Annotated in this window: 27 protein-coding genes and 1 pseudogene; 13 read left to right on the top strand and 15 right to left on the bottom strand. The window is 66.9% G+C overall.

What is annotated here, in order from left to right:
* Nucleotides 1–26: 26 nt before the first annotated feature.
* Nucleotides 27–371: a hypothetical protein gene (locus tag ACFWO8_RS24820; protein WP_378963454.1), complete on the top strand. Its 345-nt coding sequence runs from the start codon at nucleotides 27–29 to the stop codon at nucleotides 369–371.
* A gap of 262 nt (nucleotides 372–633) precedes the next feature.
* Here the strand turns inward: ACFWO8_RS24820 and ACFWO8_RS24815 are convergent, their stop codons facing one another.
* From ACFWO8_RS24815 to ACFWO8_RS24800, 4 genes are read right to left on the bottom strand one after another with little or no spacing between them, the layout of a single operon-like run.
* Entirely contained in the window at nucleotides 634–1,413 is a 780-nt protein-coding gene (locus ACFWO8_RS24815) for an acetoacetate decarboxylase family protein (RefSeq protein WP_378963453.1), read from the bottom strand.
* 2 nt (nucleotides 1,414–1,415) lie between these two features.
* Complete coding sequence (locus tag ACFWO8_RS24810) at nucleotides 1,416–2,216, bottom strand: SDR family NAD(P)-dependent oxidoreductase (RefSeq protein WP_378963452.1); 801 nt, start codon at nucleotides 2,214–2,216, stop codon at nucleotides 1,416–1,418.
* A gap of 16 nt (nucleotides 2,217–2,232) precedes the next feature.
* Nucleotides 2,233–3,477: an NADH:flavin oxidoreductase/NADH oxidase family protein gene (locus ACFWO8_RS24805; RefSeq protein ID WP_378963451.1), complete on the bottom strand. Its 1,245-nt coding sequence runs from the start codon at nucleotides 3,475–3,477 to the stop codon at nucleotides 2,233–2,235.
* A 33-nt stretch (nucleotides 3,478–3,510) separates the two neighbouring features.
* Nucleotides 3,511–4,881 carry a flavin-containing monooxygenase gene (locus tag ACFWO8_RS24800; protein ID WP_378963450.1) on the bottom strand — a complete coding sequence of 457 codons (1,371 nt, stop codon included), beginning with the start codon at nucleotides 4,879–4,881 and terminating at the stop codon, nucleotides 3,511–3,513.
* A gap of 37 nt (nucleotides 4,882–4,918) precedes the next feature.
* Here ACFWO8_RS24800 and ACFWO8_RS24795 point away from each other — a divergent pair, with 37 nt between their 5' ends.
* The 3 genes from ACFWO8_RS24795 to ACFWO8_RS24785 all read left to right on the top strand — a co-directional run bounded on the left by ACFWO8_RS24795 (nucleotide 4,919) and on the right by ACFWO8_RS24785 (nucleotide 7,939).
* Nucleotides 4,919–5,620: a TetR/AcrR family transcriptional regulator gene (locus tag ACFWO8_RS24795; RefSeq protein WP_378963449.1), complete on the top strand. Its 702-nt coding sequence runs from the start codon at nucleotides 4,919–4,921 to the stop codon at nucleotides 5,618–5,620.
* A gap of 235 nt (nucleotides 5,621–5,855) precedes the next feature.
* The gene (locus ACFWO8_RS24790) at nucleotides 5,856–7,082 is read left to right on the top strand and encodes a lipase family protein (protein ID WP_378963448.1); all 1,227 of its coding nucleotides are present in this window, start codon (nucleotides 5,856–5,858) and stop codon (nucleotides 7,080–7,082) included.
* Nucleotides 7,083–7,240: 158 nt separating this feature from the next.
* Nucleotides 7,241–7,939, top strand: coding sequence for a lysoplasmalogenase (locus ACFWO8_RS24785; protein ID WP_378963446.1), 699 nt, complete (start codon nucleotides 7,241–7,243; stop codon nucleotides 7,937–7,939).
* Between the two features lie 11 nt (nucleotides 7,940–7,950).
* Here ACFWO8_RS24785 and ACFWO8_RS24780 read toward each other — a convergent pair whose 3' ends face one another.
* Nucleotides 7,951–8,571: a TetR/AcrR family transcriptional regulator gene (locus tag ACFWO8_RS24780; RefSeq protein ID WP_378963445.1), complete on the bottom strand. Its 621-nt coding sequence runs from the start codon at nucleotides 8,569–8,571 to the stop codon at nucleotides 7,951–7,953.
* Between the two features lie 91 nt (nucleotides 8,572–8,662).
* On the opposite strand from ACFWO8_RS24780, the gene ACFWO8_RS24775 reads away from it, so the two are divergent.
* The gene (locus tag ACFWO8_RS24775) at nucleotides 8,663–9,496 is read left to right on the top strand and encodes an SGNH/GDSL hydrolase family protein (protein WP_378963444.1); all 834 of its coding nucleotides are present in this window, start codon (nucleotides 8,663–8,665) and stop codon (nucleotides 9,494–9,496) included.
* A gap of 27 nt (nucleotides 9,497–9,523) precedes the next feature.
* Nucleotides 9,524–10,324 (top strand): SGNH/GDSL hydrolase family protein, encoded by an 801-nt coding sequence (locus ACFWO8_RS24770; RefSeq protein ID WP_378963443.1) that lies wholly within the window; start codon nucleotides 9,524–9,526, stop codon nucleotides 10,322–10,324.
* A 29-nt stretch (nucleotides 10,325–10,353) separates the two neighbouring features.
* On the opposite strand, the gene ACFWO8_RS24765 is transcribed toward ACFWO8_RS24770, so the two are convergent.
* On the bottom strand, nucleotides 10,354–11,784 hold the full coding sequence (locus ACFWO8_RS24765) for an MFS transporter (protein ID WP_378963442.1): 1,431 nt from the start codon (nucleotides 11,782–11,784) through the stop codon (nucleotides 10,354–10,356).
* An 83-nt stretch (nucleotides 11,785–11,867) separates the two neighbouring features.
* Between ACFWO8_RS24765 and ACFWO8_RS24760 the strand changes: the two genes are divergently transcribed.
* Complete coding sequence (locus ACFWO8_RS24760; protein WP_378963441.1) at nucleotides 11,868–12,638, top strand: helix-turn-helix domain-containing protein; 771 nt, start codon at nucleotides 11,868–11,870, stop codon at nucleotides 12,636–12,638.
* Here the strand turns inward: ACFWO8_RS24760 and ACFWO8_RS24755 are convergent.
* Nucleotides 12,611–13,225: a TetR/AcrR family transcriptional regulator gene (locus tag ACFWO8_RS24755; RefSeq protein WP_378963440.1), complete on the bottom strand. Its 615-nt coding sequence runs from the start codon at nucleotides 13,223–13,225 to the stop codon at nucleotides 12,611–12,613. The genes ACFWO8_RS24760 and ACFWO8_RS24755 overlap by 28 nt on opposite strands.
* A gap of 89 nt (nucleotides 13,226–13,314) precedes the next feature.
* Here ACFWO8_RS24755 and ACFWO8_RS24750 point away from each other — a divergent pair, with 89 nt between their 5' ends.
* Nucleotides 13,315–14,697: an MFS transporter gene (locus ACFWO8_RS24750; RefSeq protein WP_378963439.1), complete on the top strand. Its 1,383-nt coding sequence runs from the start codon at nucleotides 13,315–13,317 to the stop codon at nucleotides 14,695–14,697.
* 103 nt (nucleotides 14,698–14,800) lie between these two features.
* On the opposite strand, the gene ACFWO8_RS24745 is transcribed toward ACFWO8_RS24750, so the two are convergent.
* The 4 genes from ACFWO8_RS24745 to ACFWO8_RS24730 all read right to left on the bottom strand — a co-directional run bounded on the left by ACFWO8_RS24745 (nucleotide 14,801) and on the right by ACFWO8_RS24730 (nucleotide 17,082).
* A complete protein-coding gene (locus ACFWO8_RS24745) occupies nucleotides 14,801–15,277 on the bottom strand; it encodes a nitroreductase family deazaflavin-dependent oxidoreductase (protein WP_378963438.1) in 477 nt (158 codons plus the stop codon).
* Between the two features lie 37 nt (nucleotides 15,278–15,314).
* The gene (locus ACFWO8_RS24740; RefSeq protein WP_378963437.1) at nucleotides 15,315–16,043 is read right to left on the bottom strand and encodes an alpha/beta hydrolase fold domain-containing protein; all 729 of its coding nucleotides are present in this window, start codon (nucleotides 16,041–16,043) and stop codon (nucleotides 15,315–15,317) included.
* Nucleotides 16,044–16,189: 146 nt separating this feature from the next.
* Nucleotides 16,190–16,636: an alpha/beta fold hydrolase gene (locus tag ACFWO8_RS24735; protein WP_378963436.1), complete on the bottom strand. Its 447-nt coding sequence runs from the start codon at nucleotides 16,634–16,636 to the stop codon at nucleotides 16,190–16,192.
* Nucleotides 16,633–17,082 (bottom strand): hypothetical protein, encoded by a 450-nt coding sequence (locus ACFWO8_RS24730; protein WP_378963435.1) that lies wholly within the window; start codon nucleotides 17,080–17,082, stop codon nucleotides 16,633–16,635. Before ACFWO8_RS24730 ends, ACFWO8_RS24735 begins: the two co-directional genes overlap by 4 nt.
* Nucleotides 17,083–17,198: 116 nt before the next feature.
* Between ACFWO8_RS24730 and ACFWO8_RS24725 the strand changes: the two genes are divergently transcribed.
* From ACFWO8_RS24725 to ACFWO8_RS24715, 3 genes and pseudogenes are all read left to right on the top strand, one after another.
* Nucleotides 17,199–17,855: a TetR/AcrR family transcriptional regulator gene (locus ACFWO8_RS24725; protein ID WP_378963434.1), complete on the top strand. Its 657-nt coding sequence runs from the start codon at nucleotides 17,199–17,201 to the stop codon at nucleotides 17,853–17,855.
* 100 nt (nucleotides 17,856–17,955) lie between these two features.
* Complete coding sequence (locus tag ACFWO8_RS24720; RefSeq protein ID WP_378963433.1) at nucleotides 17,956–19,002, top strand: catalase family peroxidase; 1,047 nt, start codon at nucleotides 17,956–17,958, stop codon at nucleotides 19,000–19,002.
* Nucleotides 18,999–19,526: pseudogene (locus ACFWO8_RS24715) on the top strand (cytochrome b); the annotation flags it as partial. The gene ACFWO8_RS24720 and the pseudogene ACFWO8_RS24715, both read left to right, overlap by 4 nt.
* A 79-nt stretch (nucleotides 19,527–19,605) precedes the next feature.
* On the opposite strand, the gene ACFWO8_RS24710 reads toward ACFWO8_RS24715, so the two are convergent.
* The 3 genes from ACFWO8_RS24710 to ACFWO8_RS24700 all read right to left on the bottom strand — a co-directional run bounded on the left by ACFWO8_RS24710 (nucleotide 19,606) and on the right by ACFWO8_RS24700 (nucleotide 22,041).
* Nucleotides 19,606–20,628 (bottom strand): sensor histidine kinase, encoded by a 1,023-nt coding sequence (locus ACFWO8_RS24710; protein WP_378963432.1) that lies wholly within the window; start codon nucleotides 20,626–20,628, stop codon nucleotides 19,606–19,608.
* Nucleotides 20,621–21,325 (bottom strand): response regulator transcription factor, encoded by a 705-nt coding sequence (locus tag ACFWO8_RS24705; protein WP_378963431.1) that lies wholly within the window; start codon nucleotides 21,323–21,325, stop codon nucleotides 20,621–20,623. Before ACFWO8_RS24705 ends, ACFWO8_RS24710 begins: the two co-directional genes overlap by 8 nt.
* Before the next feature lie 71 nt (nucleotides 21,326–21,396).
* Complete coding sequence (locus ACFWO8_RS24700; protein ID WP_378963430.1) at nucleotides 21,397–22,041, bottom strand: TetR/AcrR family transcriptional regulator; 645 nt, start codon at nucleotides 22,039–22,041, stop codon at nucleotides 21,397–21,399.
* 82 nt (nucleotides 22,042–22,123) lie between these two features.
* Here ACFWO8_RS24700 and ACFWO8_RS24695 point away from each other — a divergent pair, with 82 nt between their 5' ends.
* Nucleotides 22,124–23,011, top strand: a complete 888-nt coding sequence (locus tag ACFWO8_RS24695) for an SDR family oxidoreductase (protein WP_378963429.1) — start codon at nucleotides 22,124–22,126, stop codon at nucleotides 23,009–23,011.
* Nucleotides 23,008–24,126 carry a hypothetical protein gene (locus ACFWO8_RS24690; RefSeq protein ID WP_378963428.1) on the top strand — a complete coding sequence of 373 codons (1,119 nt, stop codon included), beginning with the start codon at nucleotides 23,008–23,010 and terminating at the stop codon, nucleotides 24,124–24,126. The genes ACFWO8_RS24695 and ACFWO8_RS24690 overlap by 4 nt, the downstream gene beginning before the upstream one ends.
* 70 nt (nucleotides 24,127–24,196) lie before the next feature.
* On the opposite strand, the gene ACFWO8_RS24685 is transcribed toward ACFWO8_RS24690, so the two are convergent.
* Complete coding sequence (locus ACFWO8_RS24685; protein WP_378963427.1) at nucleotides 24,197–24,742, bottom strand: hypothetical protein; 546 nt, start codon at nucleotides 24,740–24,742, stop codon at nucleotides 24,197–24,199.
* Nucleotides 24,743–24,762 lie beyond the last annotated feature (20 nt).

Below are 24,762 nucleotides of genomic sequence, written 5' to 3'. Positions count from 1 at the left end.
CCCAGGTACAGGCTTACCGTGGATTCATGACGATCCCACCAGCACAGGACGACTGGGTACCGGACGCGTGCACCCTGCCCACCGTCGAGCAACCGATCCGGATTGCCGAATTCGACCGCTTCTTCGCGCAGTCGGTACGCAGCGCGAGCCGACCCACGTCGACCCGCCTGGAGCTACATCTAGCCCTTGATGGTGGAGCCACCGGGCGAGAACTCGCGGCGAGGGAATCGGGCTGCTGCTCGTTCTTCACATTCGAGTTCGATACCTCCGACACCGGGCCGGTGATGCAGGTCAGCGTCCCCACCACCTACGTCGACGTGCTCGATGCGTTCGAGGCCCGGGTCGACGTCGCGATCGGCGGGCACCGGTGACGACCAGCACAGGTGCGGCCGGTCAGCTGCGTGCTGAGTTGGTGCGGCGGGCGGAATCCCGAGCCCCTGAGCCAGGGCGCCGGTGGGTGCGGCGAGGTGTTCTTCTCCGAGATTCGTATGCGAGCCCCTCTCGCGCACAGATTTGTGGCGTACGTGCCACTTTCGGGCGCCGCAGCCGGGCGTGATCGGGGCGGAATCGACGTGTGATGACGTTCCACGCTCGATGCCCTGCGGGATGGCGAGGGACTCGGTGGCGCGGCGATCACAGGGTCCGGGGCCGCAGTCGGCTGGCGGTGAAGAGTGGGGTGAGTGGCCGGAGCGGGATCGGGGGCGCCCACACACCCTGCAGGTCGACCCGATGGAGCCTGGCTTCGAGCACGCGGCCGATGCCCAACTGGTCGAGGGGATCGCGCTCGGAACCCAGCACCGTCAGCTGGAAGTCGTCGATCCGGCGGACCTCGACAACGCGCTCACGCGGGGTGAAACCCACCAGCCAGGACGGGAAGACACCGGCGAGGCCGACCACATTGCGGTGCGGGCGGGCCAGGATCGGCGGTGGATCGGTCAGGATCGCGCCGAGCGAGCCGCTCATGCTGAGCAGCTTGTGCCCACGGCGGGTGGCCTCCGCGCGGATCTCGGTGTCGGTGACGGTCCAGTCGATCTGACCCAGCTTCTTCGGGTACCCGAGCAGTTCCCGGCCGATGATCAAGGCCACATCGTCGTCGAGAATCATCCAGGGGCAATGGATTCCGGTGCCCTGCAGGGTTTTGATGTGCACGAACAGCCCGGCCTCGTGGTAGCCCGGCGAGCCGAAATTGTTGTCGGGAAAGCATGCGGTGAACAGGTCCGCGCGCGCGGGTTCGGTCAACCGGACCCCGGCGGGCAGCCACTGTCGCAACCGATCCGGGTCGATCTCGACGGTCGCGCTGAAGTAGTGGGCGTCCCGGTAGAGGCTCCGGCGCGGGTCGCCCATCGTGAACGCGCGACGCAGATCCGTGCTCAGGGAGCGTCCGACGGTGCGGATGGCGGGTTCCCAGCCCACGACTACTTCACCTTTCGGTAGACGGCGCGCAGCAGCGGTCCGACGAGCACGCGCGGGGTGTACTGGCCGCCGATGGTCTGCGCTTTGGCGAACAGGCCTGGCACCACCCGGCGCCGACCGGCCGACATGCCCGCGATCGCCTGCGCCGCAGCCTGTTCCGCGCTCACCCACAGCGGGCCGGGAACCAAGCGGTCGAGCTCGGGAACTTCGGCGACCTCGGCGTATTCGGTGCGCACCGGTCCGGGCGCGAGCAGGGTGCATTGCACCCCGGAACCGGCCAGCTCGCCGTGCAGGGACTCGGCCAAGGTGTTGGCGAACGCCTTGGACGCGGCATAGGTGGCGTTGCCAGGGCCTGGCTGATTGCCCGCTGTCGAGCCGGTGACCAGGATCGCGCCCGCGCCACGCGCCACCATGCCTGGCAGCACGGCGATCGTGAGGTCGTGCACCGCAACGGTGTTCACTTCGACCTGCCTGCGTTCGCGAGCCGGATCGGCGGCGGCGAGGTCACCGTAGGTGGCGAAGCCCGCGTTGTTGCAGAGCACGGCGATGTCGCGCCCGGCGAGCTCGTCGCACAGCTTCGCGCGTTCGCCGCGGTCGGCCAAGTCGACGGCGCGGACCTCGGATTCGACGCCGTGGCGCGCGGCGAGCCGGTCGGCCAGCTCGCGCAGCCGGTCCTCGCGCCGCGCCACCAGGATCAGTGAATATCCGCGCTGCGCGAGACCTTCGGCGAGCGCGGCACCGATACCGGACGACGCTCCGGTGATGACGGCCCTGCTGGTCGGAATGGGGGTGGGTAGCGACATGGGTTCTCCTCGGAAGTCAGAACTGGGTGAGTGCGCGCGCGGTCACGGTGGTACCCGCGGCGGCCAGGGTGCGTACCGCCCCGGGGCCGGTCACCTCCTTGTCCCCCGCCGCGATGCGCCGGAAATTCGCTGCGTGCCAGGCAAGCTGGAGGTAGGAATTGACCGGGGTGGCGGACGCGAGGGGAATGCGCGGTGCTGTGGGCAGGCACTGTGGTTCCCCGGCCCCGGCCAGCAGATCCCCCGCGATGTCGGGCCGCACTGCGAACGGGCGGCCCAGCCCGATCACGTCGACCGCGCTGTCAGCGAGCACCTCGTCGATGAAGGCGCGGGTACGGACGCCGCCGGTGAGCATGAGCGGCATCGCCGAGCGGGCGCGCAGTTCTCGCGCGTAGCGCAGGAAGTACGCTTCGCGCTCCCTGGCACTGTCCTGCACGACGCCGGTCATGGCGGGAGCTTCGTAGTTTCCGCCGGAGATCTCCAGCAGATCGATGCCCGCCTGTTCGAGCACGAGGGCGACATCGAGGGATTCGTCTTCGGCCAGTCCCCCGCGCTGGAAGTCGGCCGAGTTGAGCTTCACCGAGACAACAGTGCCGGGCCCGATCGCCCGTCGCACGTCGGCCACGACTTCCAGCAGCAGCCGACGACGGTTCTCGGGACTACCGCCGTATCGGTCGGATCGCTGGTTGGCGACCGGTGAGAGGAACTGCGACAGCAGATAGCCGTGGGCGGCGTGTACCTGCACTCCGGAAAAGCCCGCTGCCACCGCGAGTTCGGCGGTACGGGTGTAGCGGCGGCGCAGATCGGCGATGTCGTCGAGGCTCAGCGCCCGTGGCTTGCGCAGGTTGAAGCCGAGCGCCTGCGGCCGCAGTGCCGAGGGGCCGACCGGGCGGCGGTGCAGTGGTCCGACCGCGACGCGTCCGGGGTGGTTGATCTGCATGACCATGACCGAACCTTCGCGGGATCCCGCTCGAGCCCAGTTGCCGACGGCCTCGAGGTGGCGATCGTCTTCAAGCGTCACATTGCGCGGCTCGACGTAGGCGCGGCGGTCGATCATGACATTGCCGGTGATCAGCAGACCCGCGCCACCGCGCCCCCAGGCGCTGTAGAGCCTGGTCAGCGTCGCGCTGGGCGCGCCGGTGACCTCACCGAGCTGTTCGCTCATGGCGGCCTTGGCGATCCGGTTGGGCAGGGTCACCCCGCACGGCAGCGTCAACGAGCTGCCGACGGCGACGATCCGGGGTGAACGATTCTTGGGTGGCATGGGAACTCCTGGTGTGGCGGAAGGGTTTCGGGGTCAGGCGAGAAGACGGGCGGCGGTGCCGATCGGTCGCGGCAGGCGACGGCCTAGCGCGCTCTCGGCGAACGGTGCCTCCCGGGTGCGCCCGGCGGAACCCGGGAGCAGGGCTCGCGCCGTCAGCAGCTGGGCAAGCGCGCGAACCAGCCATCGGCCACGCACTACCTCCCAGCGCAATTCCGGTCCGCCCGCGAGGATTTCGGCGGACGGCTCGGAAATGCGCTCGTAGAGATCGCCGACCGGGGTGCGCATCTGCTGTTGGAGAAGTGCGGCTTCGGCGAGTAGCCGAGAGCTGTTCATCAGCAGCATGCCCGCGCCGGAGCGCGGCGCGACCAGTCCGGCGAAGTACAGGTTGGCTACGCCGGGCGCGAAGGTGTGCGACACCAGTCGTGGCTGCCCGTTCTGCCATTCGAGTAGGCCGTCGCGCAGGAACGGGAAGGTGGTCTTGAACCCGGTCGCCCAGACGATGGTGTCGTAGGTACCGCTCGTGCCGTCGGTGAATTGCACTGTGCGACCGTCGAAGCGCGCGATTTCCGGCCGGACGGCGATCCGGCCGTGCTTGAGGAAATACGGGAGCTGCTGGTTGACCACGAGATCCTGATCGAAGATCCGGTGCTCGGGCTTGGTCAGTCCGAAGCTTTCATACCTGCCCATCCCGATGGTGACGAGCGAGCGGAAGATGGCTTCCTGCACCAGCCGAGGCACCGGCACCGAACCGACGTCGAAGTTTCCGCTCGGGATTCCCAGCACGTATTTCGGGATGAACCAGTAGCTGCGGCGCAGCGAGATGTCGGCGTTGTCGAATGTCACCGCGGCCTCGACAGCCAGATCACAGCCGGAGTTGCCCGCGCCGACCACGAGCACCCGCGAGCCGTCGAGGTCGGCAGGACGCTTGTAGTCCTTGGAGTGGATCTGCTTGCCGGTGAATTCGCCCGGATAGGCCGGGATATTGACATCCCAGTAGTGGCCGTTGGCGACGACGACTCCGTCGTACTCACGCACCGCGCCATCGGCGAATTCGACCCGCCAGCCGGCCAGGCCCGCGTCGTCGAGCGGCGCGACATCGGTCACCAGGGTGTCGAACTCGATGCGGCGGTCCAATCCGAACTCCGTTGCGAAGCCGCGCAGGTAGTCGCGCATCTGCGCCGCGCTGGGGAAGTCCGGGTAGTCGTCCGGCATCGGGTGGTCCGGGTATTCGGTGACCCCCTTGGAGCTGATCAGGTACGTGGAGTCGTACACGCCATGCGACCAGTTGCCGCCGATCGCCGCCGTGGCCTCGACATGGTCGTAGTCCAAACCCAGATCCGTATAGGCCTTCGCCACCGCCAACCCGGTGTATCCGGCCCCGATGATGCAGTACCGCCGCGCCATTGCTACCTCCGAAAAAGCTACAGTCAGTGTAGCTACAGTGAGTGTAGTATTTGCGCAGGCACTGCTGGATGTCAAGCAGTCCCTCGATAGGGAGAGGTGGTCGGCGATCATGGCCGAACGACGAAACCGCGCTTACGCACCGCGAATGGCACCCGAGCAGCGGCGCGAACAGCTGCTCGACGCCGTCTTGCGCGTCATCGTCGAGCAGGGCGTCCACAAGGTGTCCATCGACACCGTGGCGCGGGCAGCCGGCGTCAGCCGCCCCGTCATCTACGGCCTGTTCACCGATTCCGACCAGCTGCTGCGCGCCTCACTCGACCGGGAGGAAACCGCCGCGCTGGCGCAGATGGCCGAGGCGGTGCCGGTCGCCGCCATGGGCGATCCGCCCGCGGCGATCGCGGAAAGCCTCGAACACTTCCTCACCGCCGTATTGGCCGCGCCCGACCGCTGGCGGGCCATCTTCCTCATCGCCGATGCCAGCACCCCGGCCTTCCGCCATCGAATCGACCGCGGACGGCAGTCCTTCATCGCCGCACTCACCACGTTCGTCCGGGAATCCTGCCCACCCGAACGCCTGCCCACCCTCGATGTCGAACTCACCGCCCGCACCCTGTACGCGATGTTCTGGGAAGCAGGCCGCCTCGCCCTCGCCGACCCCGAAGCCTTCCCTCCACAGCGCATCCGCGACTACGCAGACACCCTCATCCCAGCCCTTCCGGCCTTCCACGCGGCCCGCTGACCGACCCGATCCTCCACACACGAGGGCCGATAGGCAGCCTTCAGAAACGCCTTGGACGCCCGGCCGGTGACGCGTGTCGCCAGCTGTCGCCGAACCGGCGCCACCGGAGGGGTGGCGGCGCTGCTGGTTGCCGGGCCTAGATCAGGATTTCTCTGCCGCTTGGGTGTCAGGTCCCATCGAATGCATTACGCTCGCGGACGCGAACTAGAACAGGTTCTCGGGGCGGGAGTTTGCCATGCGGGTAGTGGAGATCGCGACATTGCGCGCGACGGTGGTCGGTGCGGTTTTCGCGCTGGTCACGGCGTGCGCGGGTTGGGCTGCGGCAGTGCCGCTGCCGGAACAGGATTCGTTCTACGCCGAGCCTGCTGGTCTCGCGGACCTAGCCAACGGGACCGTGCTCGCGTCCCGGGCGATCGAACCGGAGTCGTTCCTGCTGCCGCTGCCCGCAGAGGCGTGGCAGGTGCAGTACAAGACGGTCGACAATCATGGGGCGCCCCGTGCCTACGTCGCGACAGTTCTGGTACCGCACCAGGAATGGACTGGAGACGGGCCGCGTCCGCTGCTGTCGTACCAAGTCGCCGAAGACGGTGTTGGCTCGAAATGCGCACCCTCGTACGCGCTGCGCGGTGGGATCGAGGGCGGCCCGAGCAACGCGTATTCCGAGACCGGCACGATTCGGCTTGCGCTGCAACAAGGTTGGGCTCTTGTCGTGCCGGACTATCAGGGGCCTGACTCCGATTTGTTCGGTGCCGATGGTTATGTCCACGGCGTGCTGGACGGTATTCGCGCCGCCAGAGCGTTCGCGCCCGCGGCTGTCGACCCCGCGGCGCCGATCGGCATGTGGGGATACTCCGGCGGGGCGCAAGCGACCGCTATCGCAGCTCAAGCGCACAGCACCTACGCCCCGGATCTGCGATTGAGCGGTGTGGCGCTGGGCGGGATCGTCGCGGACCTGGAGTCCACCATGTCCGGCTTCAGCGGTGGAATCGCCGGTGGGGCGACTGTGGTGGGCCTGGTGGGGTTGAACCGGTCCTATCCGGAAGCCGATGTGGCTCAATACCTCAACGAATCCGGCCGCGCGATGTTGGCCGCCAGCCAAGCCGATTGCCTGCTCAACGCCGCTCTCGCCTATCCCTTTCTCCATGCGGCTGCGCTGGAAGCGTGGCCCGGATCGATCACGAACAACCCCGAATTGAGCAAGGTGGTGCGGATGGCCAGTCCCCTGTTCCGCCCGGGCGCACCCGCCGTACCGGTGCTGCTCCACCACGCTGTCGCTGACGAATTCGCCCCTATCGGCGCGACGCGGGCCCTGGCCGAGAAATACTGCGGCGCTGGAATTCCGGTGCAGCTGGTGGAGAATCCGGTCGGCGAGCACGGCACCGAAGCTGTGGTGGGATTACCGACGGCCCTGACCTATCTGGCCGACCGGTTCGCCGCGAAGCCCGCGGCAAGCACCTGCTGAGCGGCATCAGGCCTCGCTGCGCAACTTCCGAAACAAGCCCGGCTGATCGGCTCATCCGCAAGTCGGCAGCCAGCCTCTATTTCGCGTCCGGCGTGTAACCCCGCCGAAGGTCTGAACGACGATTCACTCGGGGCCCGCTCGGCGGTACCGTGATTCCCATGAAGAGTCCCTGGATCATCGCTTTCGGCGTGGTGGCGGTGGTGCACCTCGTGCTCAACGGCGCTGAGGTGCAGCCGTGGGACAGTATCTCCAAGTGTTTGCTCGCTCCCCTGCTTCTCGGCTGGGTCATCGAGCAGAAGGGGCCGCGGCTGCTGGCGGCGGCGCTGGTGTGTTGTTTCCTCGGGGATCTGTTCCTCGAGTTCGATGGCCTGTTCATCGTCGGCATGGCGGCGTTCGCGGTCGCTCACCTGTGCTTTATCCGGTTCTTCATCTCCCGCGGCGCCATCGGCCGGCTCGCGCGCAAACTCTGGCTGGTCGGTCTCTACGTCGTCGCAGGCATCGCGATGATCGCGTACGGATGGTCCGGCCTCGAGGCTGGGCTCAAACCGGTCGTCCCGCTGTATGCGGCGCTGCTCGTCGGCACAGCAGCGACCGCACTCGCCACTGACGTCCGTGCTGGTATCGGTGGTCTGCTGTTCCTGATCTCCGACGGCATCATCCTGCTCGGTGAAGCCGGCCGGATCGACAAGGACGCCACCGGCACGGGCCTGGCGATCATGGCCACCTACATCGCGGCGATCTTCTTCCTGACCTCCGGCATCTTGAACCGCGAGAAGGTCACCATCGCCGCCGGACCCGGATTCGACCCGACCGTCCGTACGGACTGCTGGCCGGTCTTCCCCACCGCCGAGCCCTGACCGTTCAATCCTCAGCGAGCGCGCTGATCGCCGCGCGCTCGGTGGGCATCAGGGACGAGGGGTTCGATGAGGGTGCGGGCGAAGTTGGCCGCCGCTTCACGGTCGTCGCGGTGGCCGGGTGTGGACATGTGGCCGAGGAAGGCGTGCTGGAAGCAGGCGCCGAGCAGGAGTCCCGCGGCGGCCCGAACGTCGGCGTCCGGTCGCAGGCGGCCCTGCTGCTGTTCGGCTCGCAGGTATTCGGCGACTGCCTCGTTGACCTTGTGCGGTCCAGCGCCGACGCGCACCAACTCCGCCTTGTGGGTCGCCAGCGTCTCCGGATCGGCGAACATCGAGGCGAACAGCGGAAAGCCGTTGCGGTAGAAGGCGATGGCGCCTTCGGCGACAGCGGCGAGGTTGCCCACCACGTCTCCGGTGCCGGCTTTGTCGCGGAGCACCTCATCGAGCCAGCCGAAGCCGGGTGACCGTTCGCGCATCACCGCGACGAGCAGGTCAGCCTTGTTGGCGAAGTGTTTGTAGAGGGTCGCCTCGGTGAACCCGGCGGCCCGCGCCATCTGGCGCGTGGTCACGTTGGCCAGACCTTGCTCGGCCATCACCTCGGCGGCCGCGTCGAGGATCACGTCCCTGGTACCCATCCGCTCCTCCTTCAGCACTTGACATGGTCAGTAAACGCTCACTAACGTCACCTAGGCAAGTTAGCGAGTGTTTACTAACCAAGGAGTTCCGATGAAATCGCTGGGGGTACCGACCATGAAGCGAAAGATCATCGTCTTCGTGTGTCTGCTGCTGGCTGCCGCGCTCGCGGGCACCGGCACCGCCGGCTACCTTGCCTTCCTGCGCGCGGCAGACAATCCACCCGCCGAGGCCTGTGCGCCGACAAGCACATCCGATACGCGCCCCATCGCGGTCGCGGCCGGTGCGAGCATGACCCAGGGCACGCTCGGCGCCGACTGGGTGGGCGCGCTGCGTGCCGATCCCCGGCACCGGGGCTACCAGTTCGTCAACGCGGGCATCAACGGCAACACCACCGCCGACCTGCTCGAACGGATCGACGACGACATCGTCGCGTGCCGTCCCGCCGCGGTCACACTCCTGATCGGCACCAACGACGTCCGCGACGGCCTTGGGCTGGAGCAGTACAGGGAGAATCTCCGAGCGATCATCGAGCGCGTCAAGGCCCGAACCACCGCCCAGATCGCGCTGATGTCCCTGCCGCCACTCGGCGAAGACCTGGACGCGACGATCAACCACACCCTCGCCGGGTACAACGCCGCGATCGAACAGATCGCGGCCGACACGGACGTGAACTATCTGCCTCTGCACGAGCGGATGACCGAGGTGCTCCGGCAGGCCGACACCCCCGGGCCGGAGTACTCCTTCACTTTCGTCCGCGCCCTCGCCGCGGCGACCCAGCACTACCTACTCGGACAGAGCTGGGATCAGGTCGCCCGCAACGGCGGCATGCGGCTGCTCATCGACCACATCCACCTGAACGACCGAGGCGGCGCGATCGTCGCCGATCTCACTTCGACCTGGCTCTCGTCCCTCCCCCGCCCCTGAAACATCTCGCCACACCAGGAGAACACCATGGCCCTCGTCATCACACTGGTCCTGCTCGCGCTGCTCGCCGTGGGACTGTGCGCACTCATGTACGCCGCCTTCCGGCGCCCGGCCACCAACGCGCCGAAGAAGTTCCTCGCCACGGGTCGCCGGCCCGGCGCCCACACCGTCGTGGTCGCCTTCGGCGACAGCATCACGCATGCGACGCTCAGCGCCGACTGGGTCGGCGCTCTGCGCGACCGATTCGATGCCGACGGCTACGACTTCGTCAACGCCGGCGTCAACGGCCACACCAGCACCGATCTTCTCCACCGGCTCGATGAGGTGGTGGCCTGTCGCCCGGACGCCGTGGCGATCATGGTCGGTACCAACGACGTCCGTAACGGGATACCGCAGGCGCAGTTCCGCACCAACCTGGAAACGATCATCGGCCGGCTTCAGACCAGCGGCACCGCTCAGATCGCACTGTTGTCGGCCACGCCCCTTGGCGAGAACCCGGCCGACCCGGCCAACCGGACACTCACCGACTACAACATCGCCGCCGAGCAAACCGCCGATCGCATGGGCATCAGTTATCTGCCGGTATACGAGCGGATCGCCGAGCACCTCGGCCGAGGCACCACACCCCCGAAGTTCGCGTTCAGCTTCGGCCTGGCACTGAGGGTCGCGGTGCAGCACTACGTGTTCCGCCGCTCCCTGGACGACATCGCCCGAGGCAACGGCCTGATCATGCTCACCGACCACATCCACCTCAATGATCAGGCGGGCACGATCGTGGCCGACCTCGTCGCGAACTGGCTGTCCCACATCCCAGCCCCCGCGCGTTGACTGACATCGAAGTGCAAGAAGATCACCGGCTACGGTGCCGACCGGTGATCGCGCAACATCGTGGCGATGAGGATCGCTGCCAGAATGACGAGGGCCGCGGCGATGGTGAGTGCGTAGGAGAACGCTTCTGACGCGGCCTGTTGATCATGGATCGAGTCGCCCAGCTCGTCATCGCGTCGGGTAGCGAGAGTGACCAGAACGGCCAAACCCACTGCGCCGCCGAGTTGTTGGACCGAAGTGAGCACAGCGGAGCCGATGCCGGCGTTCTCCTCGGTGGTGCCGGTGAGCGCGGTGACGGCCAGGGCGGGCAAGGTCATCCCGCAGCCGAGGCTGGTGACGAGCAAGGCGGGCAGTACGCCCGAGGCGTAGGCGTCGTGGCCGTCGATGCCCGACATCAGCAGCAGACCGGCCGCGCTGATCAGCAACCCGATCACGATCGCCGAGCGCGCACCGAGCCGCTTCACCGCCCGTCCCGACACCCACATTCCGGCGAGAATGCCCGCGCCGAACGGCAGATACGCCAGACCGGCGGTGAACGGCTCGTAGCCGAGGACGGTCTGGATGTGCAGCATCAGCAGGAAGGCCATGGCGTAGAAGGCCGCGGAGAACAGCAGCGTGGCGGCATTGGCCACCGCCCGTGGCCGATAAGCCAGAAAGGACAACGGAACCAGCGGATCATCGGTGCGCTTCTGCACCGCGACGAATGCCACGGCCAGCAACGCCGCGGCGATCATCGCCACCGTGGAACCGACTTCGCCCCAACCGGTTTCGGCTGCGCGCAACAGTCCGTAGACCAGCAGTACCGGGGCGCCGGTGATGAGCACCGCACCGGGAAGGTCGATGCGCGTTCGACGGCTGCTTCTGCTCTCCGCGACCGAACGTGGCAGCAGTACCGAGACCACCACGACGACCGGCACATTGATCAGGAAGATCCATCGCCATGAGGCGAACCCGGTCAGCGCACCGGAGATCACCAATCCCGAGGTGGCACCCACCGCGGCGGTCGCACCCCAGACGCCGATCGCCTTGGCCCGTTCCCGCGCACCCGGATAGAGCAGGGTGAGCAACGCGAGCGCGGCCGGACTCGCCATCGCGGCCCCGGTTCCTTGGATGAATCGGCCCGCCACCAACTGCCAGGGTTCCTGTGCGAGGGCGCACAACACGCTCGCCACCCCGAAAAGCGCAACGCCACAGAGGAATATCCGACGCCGACCGAGCAGATCGGCCACCCGTCCGAACAACAACAGGAATCCGCCGAAGGCGAGGATGTAGCCGTTGACCACCCATGCCAAACCAGCGGTGCCGAACCCGAGGTCATCGCGCACGGTGGGCAGGGCGACACTCACCACGTTGTCGTCCAGATTCAGCATGAACTGGACCAGGCAGAGCATGATCAGCACCGCGCGGCGGCGGGCGGCGCCTCCTGCCGAGGCTGATTCCATCGTGGAAATCGAAGTCATCCATCGACGGTAGGCAGCGACGTCGATGGCCGATATACGTCACCGGGCCAGGTAATAGCGCGTTGAGGACATAGCCTGGTGGCATGTCCGCACCTGCTTTCGAACCTGCCCCGCTCGGCGTCGGCGCGATCGTGGTCGGCAGCTTCCCGCTCGCGGCCGGACAGTGGACCCATGAGCACTATCACCCGCAGCACCAGCTGGCCTGGACACGCACAGGCGTACTAGGAGTTGCTGTGGGAGAGGCGAATTGGGTTGTTCCACCGACTCGCGCGCTGTGGCTGCCCGCGGGAGTCGTGCACAAGACCGGTGCCAGCCGCGATGCCGTGCTGTGCAGTCTCTATTTCGAACCGGACCGATGCGAGGTGCCATGGACCGAGCCGACAGCGGTCCGGGTCGACGGTCTGCTGGCGCACTTGATCGCCCACCTCGCCCAGCAGCAATTGGTCGATGACCAGCGGATACGCGCGGAGGCGGTCGTCCTCGACCTGCTGCAACCGCTGCCGGCAACACCGATCGACGTGCCACGCCCTGCCGATGAACGAGTACTCGCGGTCGCGGACGCCCTGCTGGACAACCCGGCCGATCCACGCAGCCTGGAAGCACACGCCCGGACCGTCGGTGTCAGCCGACGCACCATGACGCGCTTGTTCGTCCAAGACACCGGGATGAGCTTCGACCGCTGGCGCACCCACGCCCGACTCCAGGCCGCACTGCCGCTGCTCGCCGACGGCCAGCCCGTCTCCCGCGTGGCACACACCGTCGGATACTCCACGGCCAGCGCATTTCTCGCTGCCTTCCGGCGAACGGTCGGCACCTCGCCGAGGCACTATCTCGGCGGCGATTCCTCCAACTGAGGCGGGTTGGACAGAATGGACCGCACGGTAGCATCGACAATCCGCGCGACATCCTCGATATCGATCCGCCCGGCCCGCCCTTCCTCCGCCGCGCCGTTGAGGATGTAATGCACGGCACTGACCAGCCAGCCGGCGGGAAGGTCGGTGCGGAACACGCCTTGGTCCTGGCCCCGGCGGATGAGTTCCTCGACTCGTGCGGCCGGCGTCCCGTGCAATTCGCGAAGGCGGCCGGCAGGCAATACGCCCTGAGCCGCGGTCAGCAGTGCGGCGGACTCCGCGACGAGTGACCAACTCGATGCGAGCAGCCGAGTGAAGGCGCCCTGCGCATCACCGGTGAGATCGACCTGGGCCAACGCCTCTTCGCCGACACGAATCGCGTCGACCAGCGCGGCCTCGACGAGTTCTGGCCGGTTCCGAAAATGCCCGTACACCGTCATTCGGCCCACACCAGCGGCTTTGGCGATGTCGTCGACGCTCGCCTCCGGGTTGATGCTCAGCTGTTCGCGCGCCGCGGCCACGATGCTGGCGATGCTGCGTTCGGCATCGGCGCGCCGCCGCGGACGCCCGGCCGTGCTGGAATTCGACACCTCACCACCCTAGCTCGTATAGCTGTGCATGAGTTACATTGGGCTCATAACTCGTATTGACATGTACTGGTTAGCGAGAGAGGTTGAAAATGACACAAAGCCCGCACCCGTTGCGATGGCGCATCCTGGCATTGCTCGGCACCGCACAGTTGATGCTGATCCTCGACATCACCGTCGTGGCAATCGCGTTGCCGCACATCGAGATCGATCTCGATCTCAGCCGCGAGGCACTGACCTGGACCGTGAGCGCCTACACGCTCGCCTTCGGCGGACTGATGCTGCTGGGCGGACGCATCGCCGACCTGGTCGGACCGAAGCGGGTGGTTCTGGCCGGGCTGCTGATCTTCACCGCAGCGTCACTGGTGACCGGATTCGCCGAATCGGCACCCATGCTGCTGAGCGGGCGCATAGCCCAAGGTGTCGGCGCGGCGCTGTTGTCGCCCTCGGCACTGTCGTTGGTCGTCACCTTGTTCACCGGCGAGGAACGCAATAAGGCCCTCGGCGTGTGGTCCGCACTTGGCGGTGGCGGCGCGGCGTTGGGCGTGCTGCTCGGTGGCCTGCTCACCGCCGGGCCGGGTTGGGCGTGGGTGTTCTTCATCAATGTGCCGATCGGACTGGTGATCCTCATCGGACTGGCACGGATGCTGCCGAACCATCGACCCACCGCCGAGTCCACCAACCTCGATGTGCTGGGCGCGCTCCTGGTCACGGCATCGTCGACCGCCCTGATCTACGCCCTGATCACAGCCGGTGAGCACGGCTGGCTGTCCAGCACCACCGGCTGGCTCGCCCTGCTGGCGGCGATCGGCTACCTCGCCTTCGCGGCGCGACAGAAGACCGCCCGCTCACCACTGATGAACCTCGCACTGCTCGGCCGTCGCCCAGTAGCGACCGGCACCTTCTTGATCACGATCGCGACAGCGCTGATGATCGCGGTGTTCTTTCTCGGCACCTTCTACTTCCAGAACGCGCGCGGCTACGGCGCACTGCACACCGGACTGCTGTTTCTGCCGGTGGCGCTGGCAACCATGCTCGGCGCCGACCTCACCGGCCGCATGCTCGCCCGCCTCGGCGTTCGCCTACTCGCCGTCGCAGGCTTGGTCATCGCGGCGGTCGGCATGGCGCTGCCCGCGTGGTCGATGACCCCGGTCACCGTGACATTGGGCGTCACGATCGCGGCAGCCGGAACCGGCGCCCTGTTCGTCGTCGCCTCCGCGACCGCGCTCGGTCAGGTCGATCCGCGCGAGGCGGGCATTGCGGCAGGCATCGTGAGCACCTTCCACGAATTCGGCGCATCACTCGGCGCCGCAGCGGTTTCCAGCGTGGCAGCCGCCAGCCTCATCGGCGATACCCTCACCGGATTCACCGACGGATTCACCGGCGCCGCTATCACCGCCGCGGTCGCGGCCATCGTCGCAGCGCTGCTCACAGCACCGGCGACAGCGAAGGAGAGCGTCACGAACAAAGTCTGAATATTGCTGTATCCAAACTGTCGAATCGCGACTATTCGGCGCAGGTGGCGGACATCGGCACACTCGCCCGGTGGATGGACCTGGACGAACCGGAGTTGGTGATTCAGCGCGGCGACAGGCGGACGAAGGGCAGGTGACGCCCGACCTCGCGGTAGTCCTCCTGGGAGCCGTCGGTGGCAAAGCCCATGAAGCGCACTAGTTTTCGGGCCGCGCCGGGGTGACGAGGAGCATAGCGAGCCATGAAGTCACCGCCTTCGTCCGTGCCGAGGGGGTGGGCGGTGACCGGGATCGTGCGCATGCCGGCCCGGATGCTGGTCTCGGGCGCGGCCAGAATGTTCTGGTACCAGGCGGCTTTGGGGCCGAAGCCGGAGCAGACCACGTAGCTGCCGTCGGTGCGGTCGTGTTCGACGACCTCGAGAACGACCTGGCGCTGCTTGCCCGAAACGCGTCCCACGTGGTTCAACAGGAGCAGCCGATCCCCGAAGACCCAGCCGAGCCGGAGTCGGTACAGATGGATAGGGGCCCGGAACAGTAGGCGCCGAATACCGGTCGGCGGCGCGGGGCGTTTGACGATCTCCATGGTGGCGCCTTTCAGTTGTGGACGGGCGCAGATCAGTTCACCCTCCCCATCCTATTTCGCGCACGATCGCCCGGGCCGCCGCCCGACCTTCCGGCGCGGGCACGAGGGGGTAGACGTGAATGGCGTCCTGGCAGACCGTCAAGGTCAGCTCGGCATCGACGGCGTCGGCGCGGCGCCGGAGCCGAACGGCGTCGGGGTACAGAATGTCGCGGGTGCCGAACCAGAGTGACTTCGGCGCGAGGCCACGCAGTTCACCGTGGATCGGGCTCAATCGAGGATCTGTCAGATCCGCCCCCGCGGCCCAGACGAGTCCGGCCCTGCGCGCACCCGCGCCGACCAACCACGGGTCACGTCGCTGCACAGCTGCGACGCCGGGCTCGGCCAGTGCCAGGTCCAGCCAGGGAGCGATGAGGACGATCCGCCGCGGCTGGGGCAGCGGACTGTCGAGCAGCGACTGCGCGAAGCCGAGCGCCAGGCCACCGCCCGCGGAATCGCCTGCGACCGTGATGGCGTCGAAGCGGTCGAGCACCTGTCGGTATACGGTCGTCACCAGGCCGTAGGCTTCGCGCCAATGATGGTGGGGCGCAAGGCCGTACAGCGGAACTTCGACATGGACGCCCGCGTCCGCGAGCTGGCCGATCAGTCGCCAGTGCTGGGACACGATCTGTTGAAAGTATCCGCCGCCGTGCAGATATACCACCGCGGTCGTGGCCTTTTCGGCGCGTGGCGCCACTGTCCAGCAGTCGAAACCGTCGATCGTACGCATGCCGACCTGGTGGCGGGCGCGTAGTCGGGCCGGTGGCCGTCCGGCCCGCGGTCGGCGTCGCATCGCACGGTCGACGGACTCCGCCGTCACGTATGTCCGTCGTCTCGTCGCGCGGACGAATATCGCGGCCGCGTGCATCATCAAGCTCACTGTCGGCTGCCTCTCCAGTAGTCGGGATCGGTGGGCGCCTCGGGGTAGTCGGCGGCGAGGCCGTTGAGCGCGAACCCGATGAAGCCCTTGCCGATCATGAGGTCGACCGCTTCGAGCACGGCCAGCGGATCGACGGCGGGTGCGCCGAGGTAGGCGCCGCGCAGGTCCAGCTCCGGCGCGTAGGTGGGTTGCAGCTCGGCGGCGGCCGCGGCCGCGCCACCACCTTGCGAGTAGCCGAACAGGCCGACCGGACCGGAGCTGTCGATCGTCGTTCCGGCGAGTCGTTGTGCGGCCCGCACGGCGTCGAGAACGGCGTGCGCTTCGGCGAGCCGGTTCAGCCAGTCATGGGTCGCCGGTGTGCCGAGGCCGTGGTAGTCGGTGACGACCACGGCGATGCCACGCACCACCAGCGCGTTGACGGCGACGGTCTCGAACTCGGTCATGACATCGAGTAGCGGCGTGTAATGCGCGATCTTGTCGAACAAGCGCGAGGGCGCGCGCAGTGATCGCCTTGCCCGTGGGTACCGACCGCGAGACTGACCAGCGGTCGGGGCCCAGGTCCGCTCCATGCGAGGGCCGGATCGAAGTAGGTGCCGGTGACAGCGACCGGTTCGCCGTGAGTGTCGTTGCTGCGGTACATGATTCGGGTAGCACTGGCCGGCATCGGCCCATTGGGGCCGGGTACCGAGAGCGCTACCGACATCGGTTCGGCTCGCAGGATGTCGCCGGGTGCACCCGCCGGGAGCGGGACCGGCGGCACGTAGAAGTCCGTCCCGGACGCCGGACACGCACCGGCGAGGCCGGCGACCATCAACGGCAGCACGAGCGCGACTGCCGCGAGAGTCACCGCAGTGCGGACCGTCGCCGCACAGCCTTCGGGGTTGATCATGAACGTCCTTCCGGGGCAATCGCCTGATTCGCGAGACCGACTCCGCACCAGCACGCAATTGGGAATCGGCTGTCGTCACTTTAACGGCAGGGACGTCCCAGTGGTCAAATATCGGAATGGCAGACAATCCTTCGACGCCAGGGCGCCCCTACGCGGGCGAGAGCCACACCGACCGGGCCGCGCGACGCTCCGAACAGCTACTCGATGCCGGGTTCGAGCTGTTCGGGACCGTGGGCTACCGCGCGACGACCGTGCGGGCGCTGTGTCGCGAAGCGAAGGTCACCGACCGCTACTTCTACAAATCGTTCACCGACAGCGAGGACCTGATCGCCGCCGTCTATCGGCGGTGCATCGACCGCCTCCAGGACGCGGTCCTCGACGGCTTGCGCGCGGCGCCGTCGACCGACCCGGACGACCTGATCACCGCCGGGCTCGATGCCTTCTTCGCCGCGGTCGAGGATCCGCGGCTGGCCCGAATCGTCTGGCTGGAGGTGCTCGGCGCGAGTCCACGACTGGACGAGCTGTATATCGCCACCCTGAGCACCTTCCTCGACGTCATCCCGCCCACCGTTCTCGATGCCTTCGAACAGCAGGGACTGGACCGCGAACACACCCAGCTCGTCGCGATCGCGCTGGTCGGCGCGATCAATACGACGGGGATGGCATGGTTCCTGCGCGGCTACGACACACCACGATCGGCCATCGTCGCCGCGGCGAAACGCGTGATCGGATTCGCGAGCGGGCCAGGTCGACAAATAATGAACAAACCATGACGGACCCCGGTGATACCGGTGGATCGATTGATTCTCACGGTCATTGATGAATACAGTCTGGGCGAGGTTGTCAGGCATGACAAGACGAGCACAGAAACGGATGTCTACTGTGGACAGGCGAACACTCCTCGGTGCGATGGCAGTCGCGGGCACGGGGGCAATGACCATCGGCGGATTTCTCTTCACCGAAAGTCTCATCGGACCGGAACGGCTCACCGCGCGGCGAGTCGTCGATCGCCTGCAGAATATCCATGGCACCCATTCTGGATTTCGCCGCAATCACGCCAAGGGCGTTGCCGTCGAGGGCTATTTCGAAAGCAATGGGAATGGCGCGCAATTGTGTGCCGCGTCCGTTTTCCGAACGGGCAGGTACTCGGTGCGGGGGCGGTTCTCGTTGTCGGGCGGCAATCCCCACATCGCCGAGGATCCGGGCGTCGTGCGCGGTCTCGGACTGCAGTTCAGACTGCCCGCGGGCGAGCAGTGGCGGATGGCGATGATCAATCTGCCCGTCTTCCTCGACCCCACACCGCAGGACTTCCACGACCGGGGCCTGGCCTTCGCCAAGGACCCGGCGACCGGCAAACCGAACCCTCAACTGGTGTCGGACTACCTCGCCACCCATCCGCGCACCGTGGCGGCGATGAAGGTCGCGAAATCCGACCCCCCGGCTCCTACCTTCGCGACGAGTACGTTCCACGGCCTGAACGCGTTCGAATTCACCGACCCACACGGCACGACCACCCCGGTCAGGTGGAAATTGGTCCCTGAGACCGAGGCGACCCCTGATCTGCGCCCCGAGAGCCTGTTCACCCAGCTCACGACGGATCTGCGACACGGTCCGCGCCGTTGGACGATGCTGGTGGTGCGTGGCGTTCGAGGCGAGGACCGAACCGACGACGCCTCCGTACCGTGGCCGAGCACGCGTCCCGCGGTGAATGTCGGCACCGTGGTGCTGACCGGTATCGCCACCGAAACCTCGGACAACGTCCGCATGGTGAATTTCGATCCGCTGGTATTGCCCAACGGCATCGCGCCGTCCGACGATCCTTTGCTGTCGGCGCGATCGGCCGTCTACGCCGAGTCCTTCCGCCGACGGGCAGGCGAGCCCGACAACCGCGGCTCGGTGGAAGCGCAGGGCCGGGCGTGAACCCACCCACACCACAGGTCCGGTTCGGCATCGTCGCGCGAATCCTGCACTGGACAATGGCCGTACTCATCGTGGCAATGCTTTTTCTCGGCGCCGCGCTGGTCGGCTCGCTCGGCCATTATCACAGTATTCTGGTCCTGCATGAGACCGTCGGCGCGTTGATTCTTGTGCTGGCGCTGATCAGAGTCGTCAACCGAATCCGCGATACACCACCGCAGCAACTGGATTCGATCGCTCGGCCCGAGCGGATAGTCGCGACCGTCTCCGAATATTCGATGTACGCCTTGTTCATCGCCCAACCCGTCGTGGGATGGGCACTCGCCTCGGCATCGGGCATACCGATTCGCTTGCTCGGCGGAATTCGGCTACCGGCCATTACACCGACCGATCCGCATCTTTATCACGCGCTGCGGAACGTACACACCGTGCTCGCTGTCGGTTTACTCCTGGCATTCACCGCGCATATGTGCGCCGTGCTCGCACACACCCTGATCCTGCGGGATCAACTGTTGAACCGCATGCTGTTGGGCACACGCCGACGATCGGCGCCACCGGCCGTCGACGATCTCCGACCGGCCGACGGACCCGCGCCGGAGCCGCTGGTCAGTGCGCCATCAGCGGTAGCCGCACCTCGAACCGACAACCCGGGTCCCGATTCTCCACCGTGATATCGCCCCGGTGGGCCGCCATGAGGCCAGCCGCGATCGCCAGACCCATCCCGCTGCCGGTCGGCGCCCCCGCGGCAGCGACCGGCGAGCGCGCCGAGGTGCCCCGATAGGCGACTTCGAAGATGCGTGGAAGGTCCACTTCGGCGATCCCCGGTCCCGTGTCGTCGACGCGGGCCCACGCATGGCCGTCGCGCGACCCGGCGGAGATCGAGACCTGACCGCCGGGCGGGGTGTGGGCGATCGCGTTCGACACGAGGTTGGTCAGTACCCGGGTGAGCGCGCGGTCGCTGGCCGCGACTTCGATCCGCGACGCCGGTTGCTCGGCGGCGAGCGCGACGCGCGCGCGGTCGGCGCTGGGCCGGTTGGCGGCGAGCACTTCGTCGACCAGCTCACGCAGGTCCACCGGTTCCAGCTCGAGCCGCAGCGCGCCGGCGTTGATCTTGGACATCTCGAACAGATCGTCCACCATGGCCGAGAGCCGATTGGTCTCGCAACCGATCTGATCGGCGTAGCGGGCGACGTCGGTCGCGCTGCTGACGACACCGTCCGAGAGCGCCTCGGCCATCGCCCGAATACCGGCCAGCGGTGTGCGCAGATCGTGGCTGACCCAGGCGACCAGTTCCCGGCGCGAACGCTCCGCTCGTCGCTCCTGTTCACGGATCTGCTTTTCCCACACGGTCTTTCGTGCCTGTTCGCGGCCGAGCAGGAGCGCGGCGGGCACCGTGACCGCAGCTACCACAACCAGCACGATCGTGGTCCGCCTGAGCCCGTTGGACATCAGTCCACTCACCCCGATGATGCCAGCCAGCGCCGACAGCGTCGGAATCAGCACCAGCACAGCCATGCTCGTGGTCAGGGAACGATTGCTGGTGGCACGCAGAATGAGAGCGCCGATCAGCACTACGGGCACCGTGCAGGCCAGGGTCAACAGGATCAGCTCGGCGGTATCCTCAGGCATCGTCGCCCTCGGCGGGGACGGGGTTGCGGGCCCAGGCATAGCCCCGGCCCCATACCGTTTCGATCCGATGCCGGTCGCCGAGTTTGGCGCGCAGCCGCTTGATATGCACGGTGACCGTGGACAGATCGCCGAACTCCCAGCCCCACACCTGAGCAAGCAACTCGGTGCGGCTGAAAACTCGCTGGGGGTTCTCCAGCAGGAATACCAGCAGATCGAACTCGCGGGCGGTCAGTTCGACCGCCTGCCCGGCCACCGACACCGACTGGGAGTCGAGGCGAACCTGGACCGCGTCGTCGCCGATGACCTCGCGTCGAGGCTCGTGCGCCGTGTTGGATCGCCGCAGCACCGAGGCCACCCGCAACGCCAGTTCACGCGGGCTGAACGGCTTGGTGACATAGTCGTCGGCACCCGCCTCCAGCCCGAGTACGCGATCGTCCTCGTCGCCGAGCGCGGTGAGCAGAATGATCGGAGTATCCGGACGCGGGCCGGACCGCACCGCACGACAGATGTCGATACCGTCGGGCGCGGGCATCATCACATCCAGCACGGCCAATTGGACCTCGCCGCCCTGCTCCGCCAACGCGGCCAGCGCGGCGGGACCGTCGGCGGCCTCGACAACAATGCGGCCATCGCGTTCGAGATAGCGGCGCACCACATCCCGGACCATCGGGTCGTCATCGGCGATCAGAACAGACATCGGATTGCCATTTTCGTCAGATCGTGCGGGCATGAATCAGCGGTGTTGTGGCGTGCGGGCCACACCGCGCGCTACGGGTCCTGAGACCACTCGAAGGCGGCGGTGAACAGAGACGCGCAGGTAGCGGTGAGTTCGTCTGGATCCTCCTGCCTGCCCGCCATCAGCCAATACACGAGTAGGTGGTTGACGGCGCCGACGAGCGCGACCGCGGTGAGGTGCCGGGCTTGCGGTGTCTGCTCGGCCTCCATGGCAGACCAGACGTTCATCACGATGTCGGCGAATTCGCGCAGGACACCGTGTCGCCGCTGCTCCATGGCCGGTGAGACGCCGACGACTTCGACGAGCACCACCCTGGCACGTCGTGGGTCTTCGGTGAGGTAGTTGACGAATCCGGCCAGGCCGCTGCGAACGATCGTGGCGATATCCGATGCCCCGGCCTCGGTGGCCTCAGCCATCGCCGCCAGGGTGGCTGATCGCATGTCGTGCACCAGTCGGTCATAGAGCGCGGCCAGGCATTCCTCGCGGTCACCGAAGGACTCATAGAAATAGCGCTCGGTGAGGGCGGCCTGCTGGCAGAGCCGCTTGACGGACGTGGCTTGGTACCCGTCGACGCCGTACCGGTCCAGGGCAGCCTCGAGTAGCGCGATCCGGCGCTGCCGGGTGCGCTCCACCGGTGCGAGACCGGTGTATCGCCGCCTGACTGGCGCCGCGCTCATACCGCTCCTTCCGTCACGATGTTCAAGGGTACCCAAGTCATTTTTGACATGTTATCGTGTCAAAAATGCGAACAGGAGAAGCATGCGCACTCGTTCCGGGAATCCAGCAACACTGAACGGCAAGGTCGTGGCAGTCACCGGCGCTGCCCAGGGCATCGGCCGTGAAATCGCTCGCGCGCTGGCACTGGCGGGCGCCCGCGTCGGCCTCGGCGACCTGGATGGCGACGCGGCCCGTGCGACGGCGGCGGCGTTGAACAGCGAGATCGCCGGACAGTCGAACGGTGCGGTCGAGGCGTTCAACCTCGACGTGACCGACACGGCATCCTTCACCGCCTTCCTCGCCGACGTCGAGTCCACCTGGGGGCCGATCGAGGTGCTGGTTAACAACGCGGGCGTGATGTGGGTCGGCAGTTTCGACGCCGAACCCGAGAACGCCACCCGGCGCCAGCTCGAGGTCAACTTGCACGGCGTGATCAGGGGTGTCAAACTCGCCGCCGCGACGATGCAGACCAGGGGGCGCGGCCATATCGTCACCATCGCCTCGGCCGCCTCGAAACTCTCCCCTCCCGGCGAATCCACGTACGCGGCGACCAAGCACGGCGTGTACGGCTATCTCAAAGGCGTGCGCACCGAGCTCGCGGCCAGCGGCGTGCAGCTGTCGATCGTCATGCCGGGCGTGGTCGACACAGAGCTGGCGGCGGGCACCGCGACCGGCGCCGCGAAGATGCTGCGGCCCGCCGATGTCGCCCATGCGGTCGTCGCGGTGATCGAACGCCCTCGCTTCGAGGTCTCCCTGCCCGCCTTCGTCGGCCCGCTCACCCGCTTGGTCGAGGTCCTGCCGCAATGGGGGCGCGACTTCATGTACCGCAAGATGCTGCCCGACCAGGTGGCCGCCGTCGCGGGATCGTCCACCCGCGAGTCCTACGAATCGCGCCTCACCGGCAACAGCCCGACCCAAGGAGAGTCATGACCGCCGTGCAGCCCTCGCCCCTCGATACCGTGCGTCCCATCCCGGAATTCGAAGGCGTGCACCAGATCTGGCCACGCGGTGACCGACTGGCCGCAGTGCGCAGCGCCGCCGAGCGGTACCGAGAGCGCTTCCTGTCCCAAGGCCAGGTCAGAGCGATCAAGAGCTTCGACATCGCAGCGGCGCCCTATCCTGCACGGTTCGCCTTCCAGGGGTACTCGATCAACGTCAACCCGATGATCTCGATCATCAACCGGATGTTCGTGATCCAGTTCGAAGGATTCGACGGCAAGCTCAAGACGTTGGTGTGGGAACCGACCGTCGCCGCGGGATCGGCGGAAGCGCCGTTTTACAATAAGCTCCAGAAGGTCTCGCGCAGCCTGCGCGCCGAGAAGCTGTTCGTCACCTACTACAACGACCCCGACACCGTGCTCCCCCGCTTGGGGCTGCGCAATTCCGACGTCGACTACATCAGTTTCGACCATCTCCATGTGCAGGACGTGCGCATGATCATGGGTTCCGACACCCCGATCGCGGGTGAGACCGAACCGCGAAAGCCGTTGTTCCCCAACGCCAAACTGCTGGTACACCGCAAGGAGCTCGGCACGTTCGAGTCCATGCATCCGATGCAGTGGGCGTGGTACGTCGAACACGGGATGGACGGCGTGCCCGCCGACCGGCTCGAGGTCTTCGACGGTGATGTCGAACTCGGCGTCGGCGTGAGCCTGCTGTGGACTCCCGGTCACACCGACGGCAATCACTCGCTGGTCGTCAACACCCCCGACGGTGTGTGGGTGTCCTCGGAGAACGGGATGGCGGCCGACAGTTGGCAGCCCGAGTTGTCGAAGATCCCCGGCGTCAAGCAGCAGGCCGCCTTCTACGGCCGCGAGGTGGTGCTCAACGGCAACACCCTCGAGGATTCCCTCGACCAGTACGACTCGATGGTCAAGGAGAAGACCTTGGCCTCGCCGTCGCCCCGGGATCCGAAGTGGCTCCAGATCATCCCGTCGTCGGAATGCGCACCGTGGAAGCGCCAGTGGCCGGTGGTTCCCACGCACAGCCACGGCGGACTCGACTACGGCACCATCACCGCCCCCGACCGATCGCCCGAACAGTGACAATGACAGCGCGGGGGAACTGAGACATCCGGCCGGGAGCTCACGCTGCTCGGCCGGATGTCTCGTAGTTTCAGACGAGCTCGGGAACGCGCAGGTGGGCGAAGCCGAGCCGGAACTCCGCTACCTCGAGAACCTCGGCTTCCATGGTGCGGGTCGCCGCGGCCCGCATTCGATCCACCTGTTCGCGGCTGTTGTCGAGCTCCTCTCGGCTCGCCCAGACGGTCGATCCCACGCCTCGCCCGGTCTCCCGGTCGACGAACAGGCTGGCGCTGCGGAATCCTTCGATCTTCTCGAGCTCCGGCAGCAGGGTGTTCTTGAACGTCTGGATCGCCAGGTCGACACCGGACGGGTCGACTTGGACCCAGGTACACCGGGTACAGGCACTCGCGCCGGCCAGATGATCGCGGTGCATGACCGCTACTTCCCATTCCTCGATATTGTCGACCGTGCCGTTGAGCGCCTCGGCCAGACCATCACGCAGGGATCGGACGCGCATTCTGCTCTCGTGCAGCGCGGCCTCGGATTCCCACGCGGTCGTGGCGATGCATCGGCCTGTCGCCCTGTCCACCATCAGCGACATGCCGACCCACCCGTCGAGCTCGGGCATATTCGGCATCACCGCATTGTGGAGGTATG

Source organism: Nocardia sp. NPDC058480 (assembly GCF_042720495.1).
GTDB lineage: Bacteria > Actinomycetota > Actinomycetes > Mycobacteriales > Mycobacteriaceae > Nocardia.
This window is presented reverse-complemented; position numbering and strand designations above follow the sequence as displayed.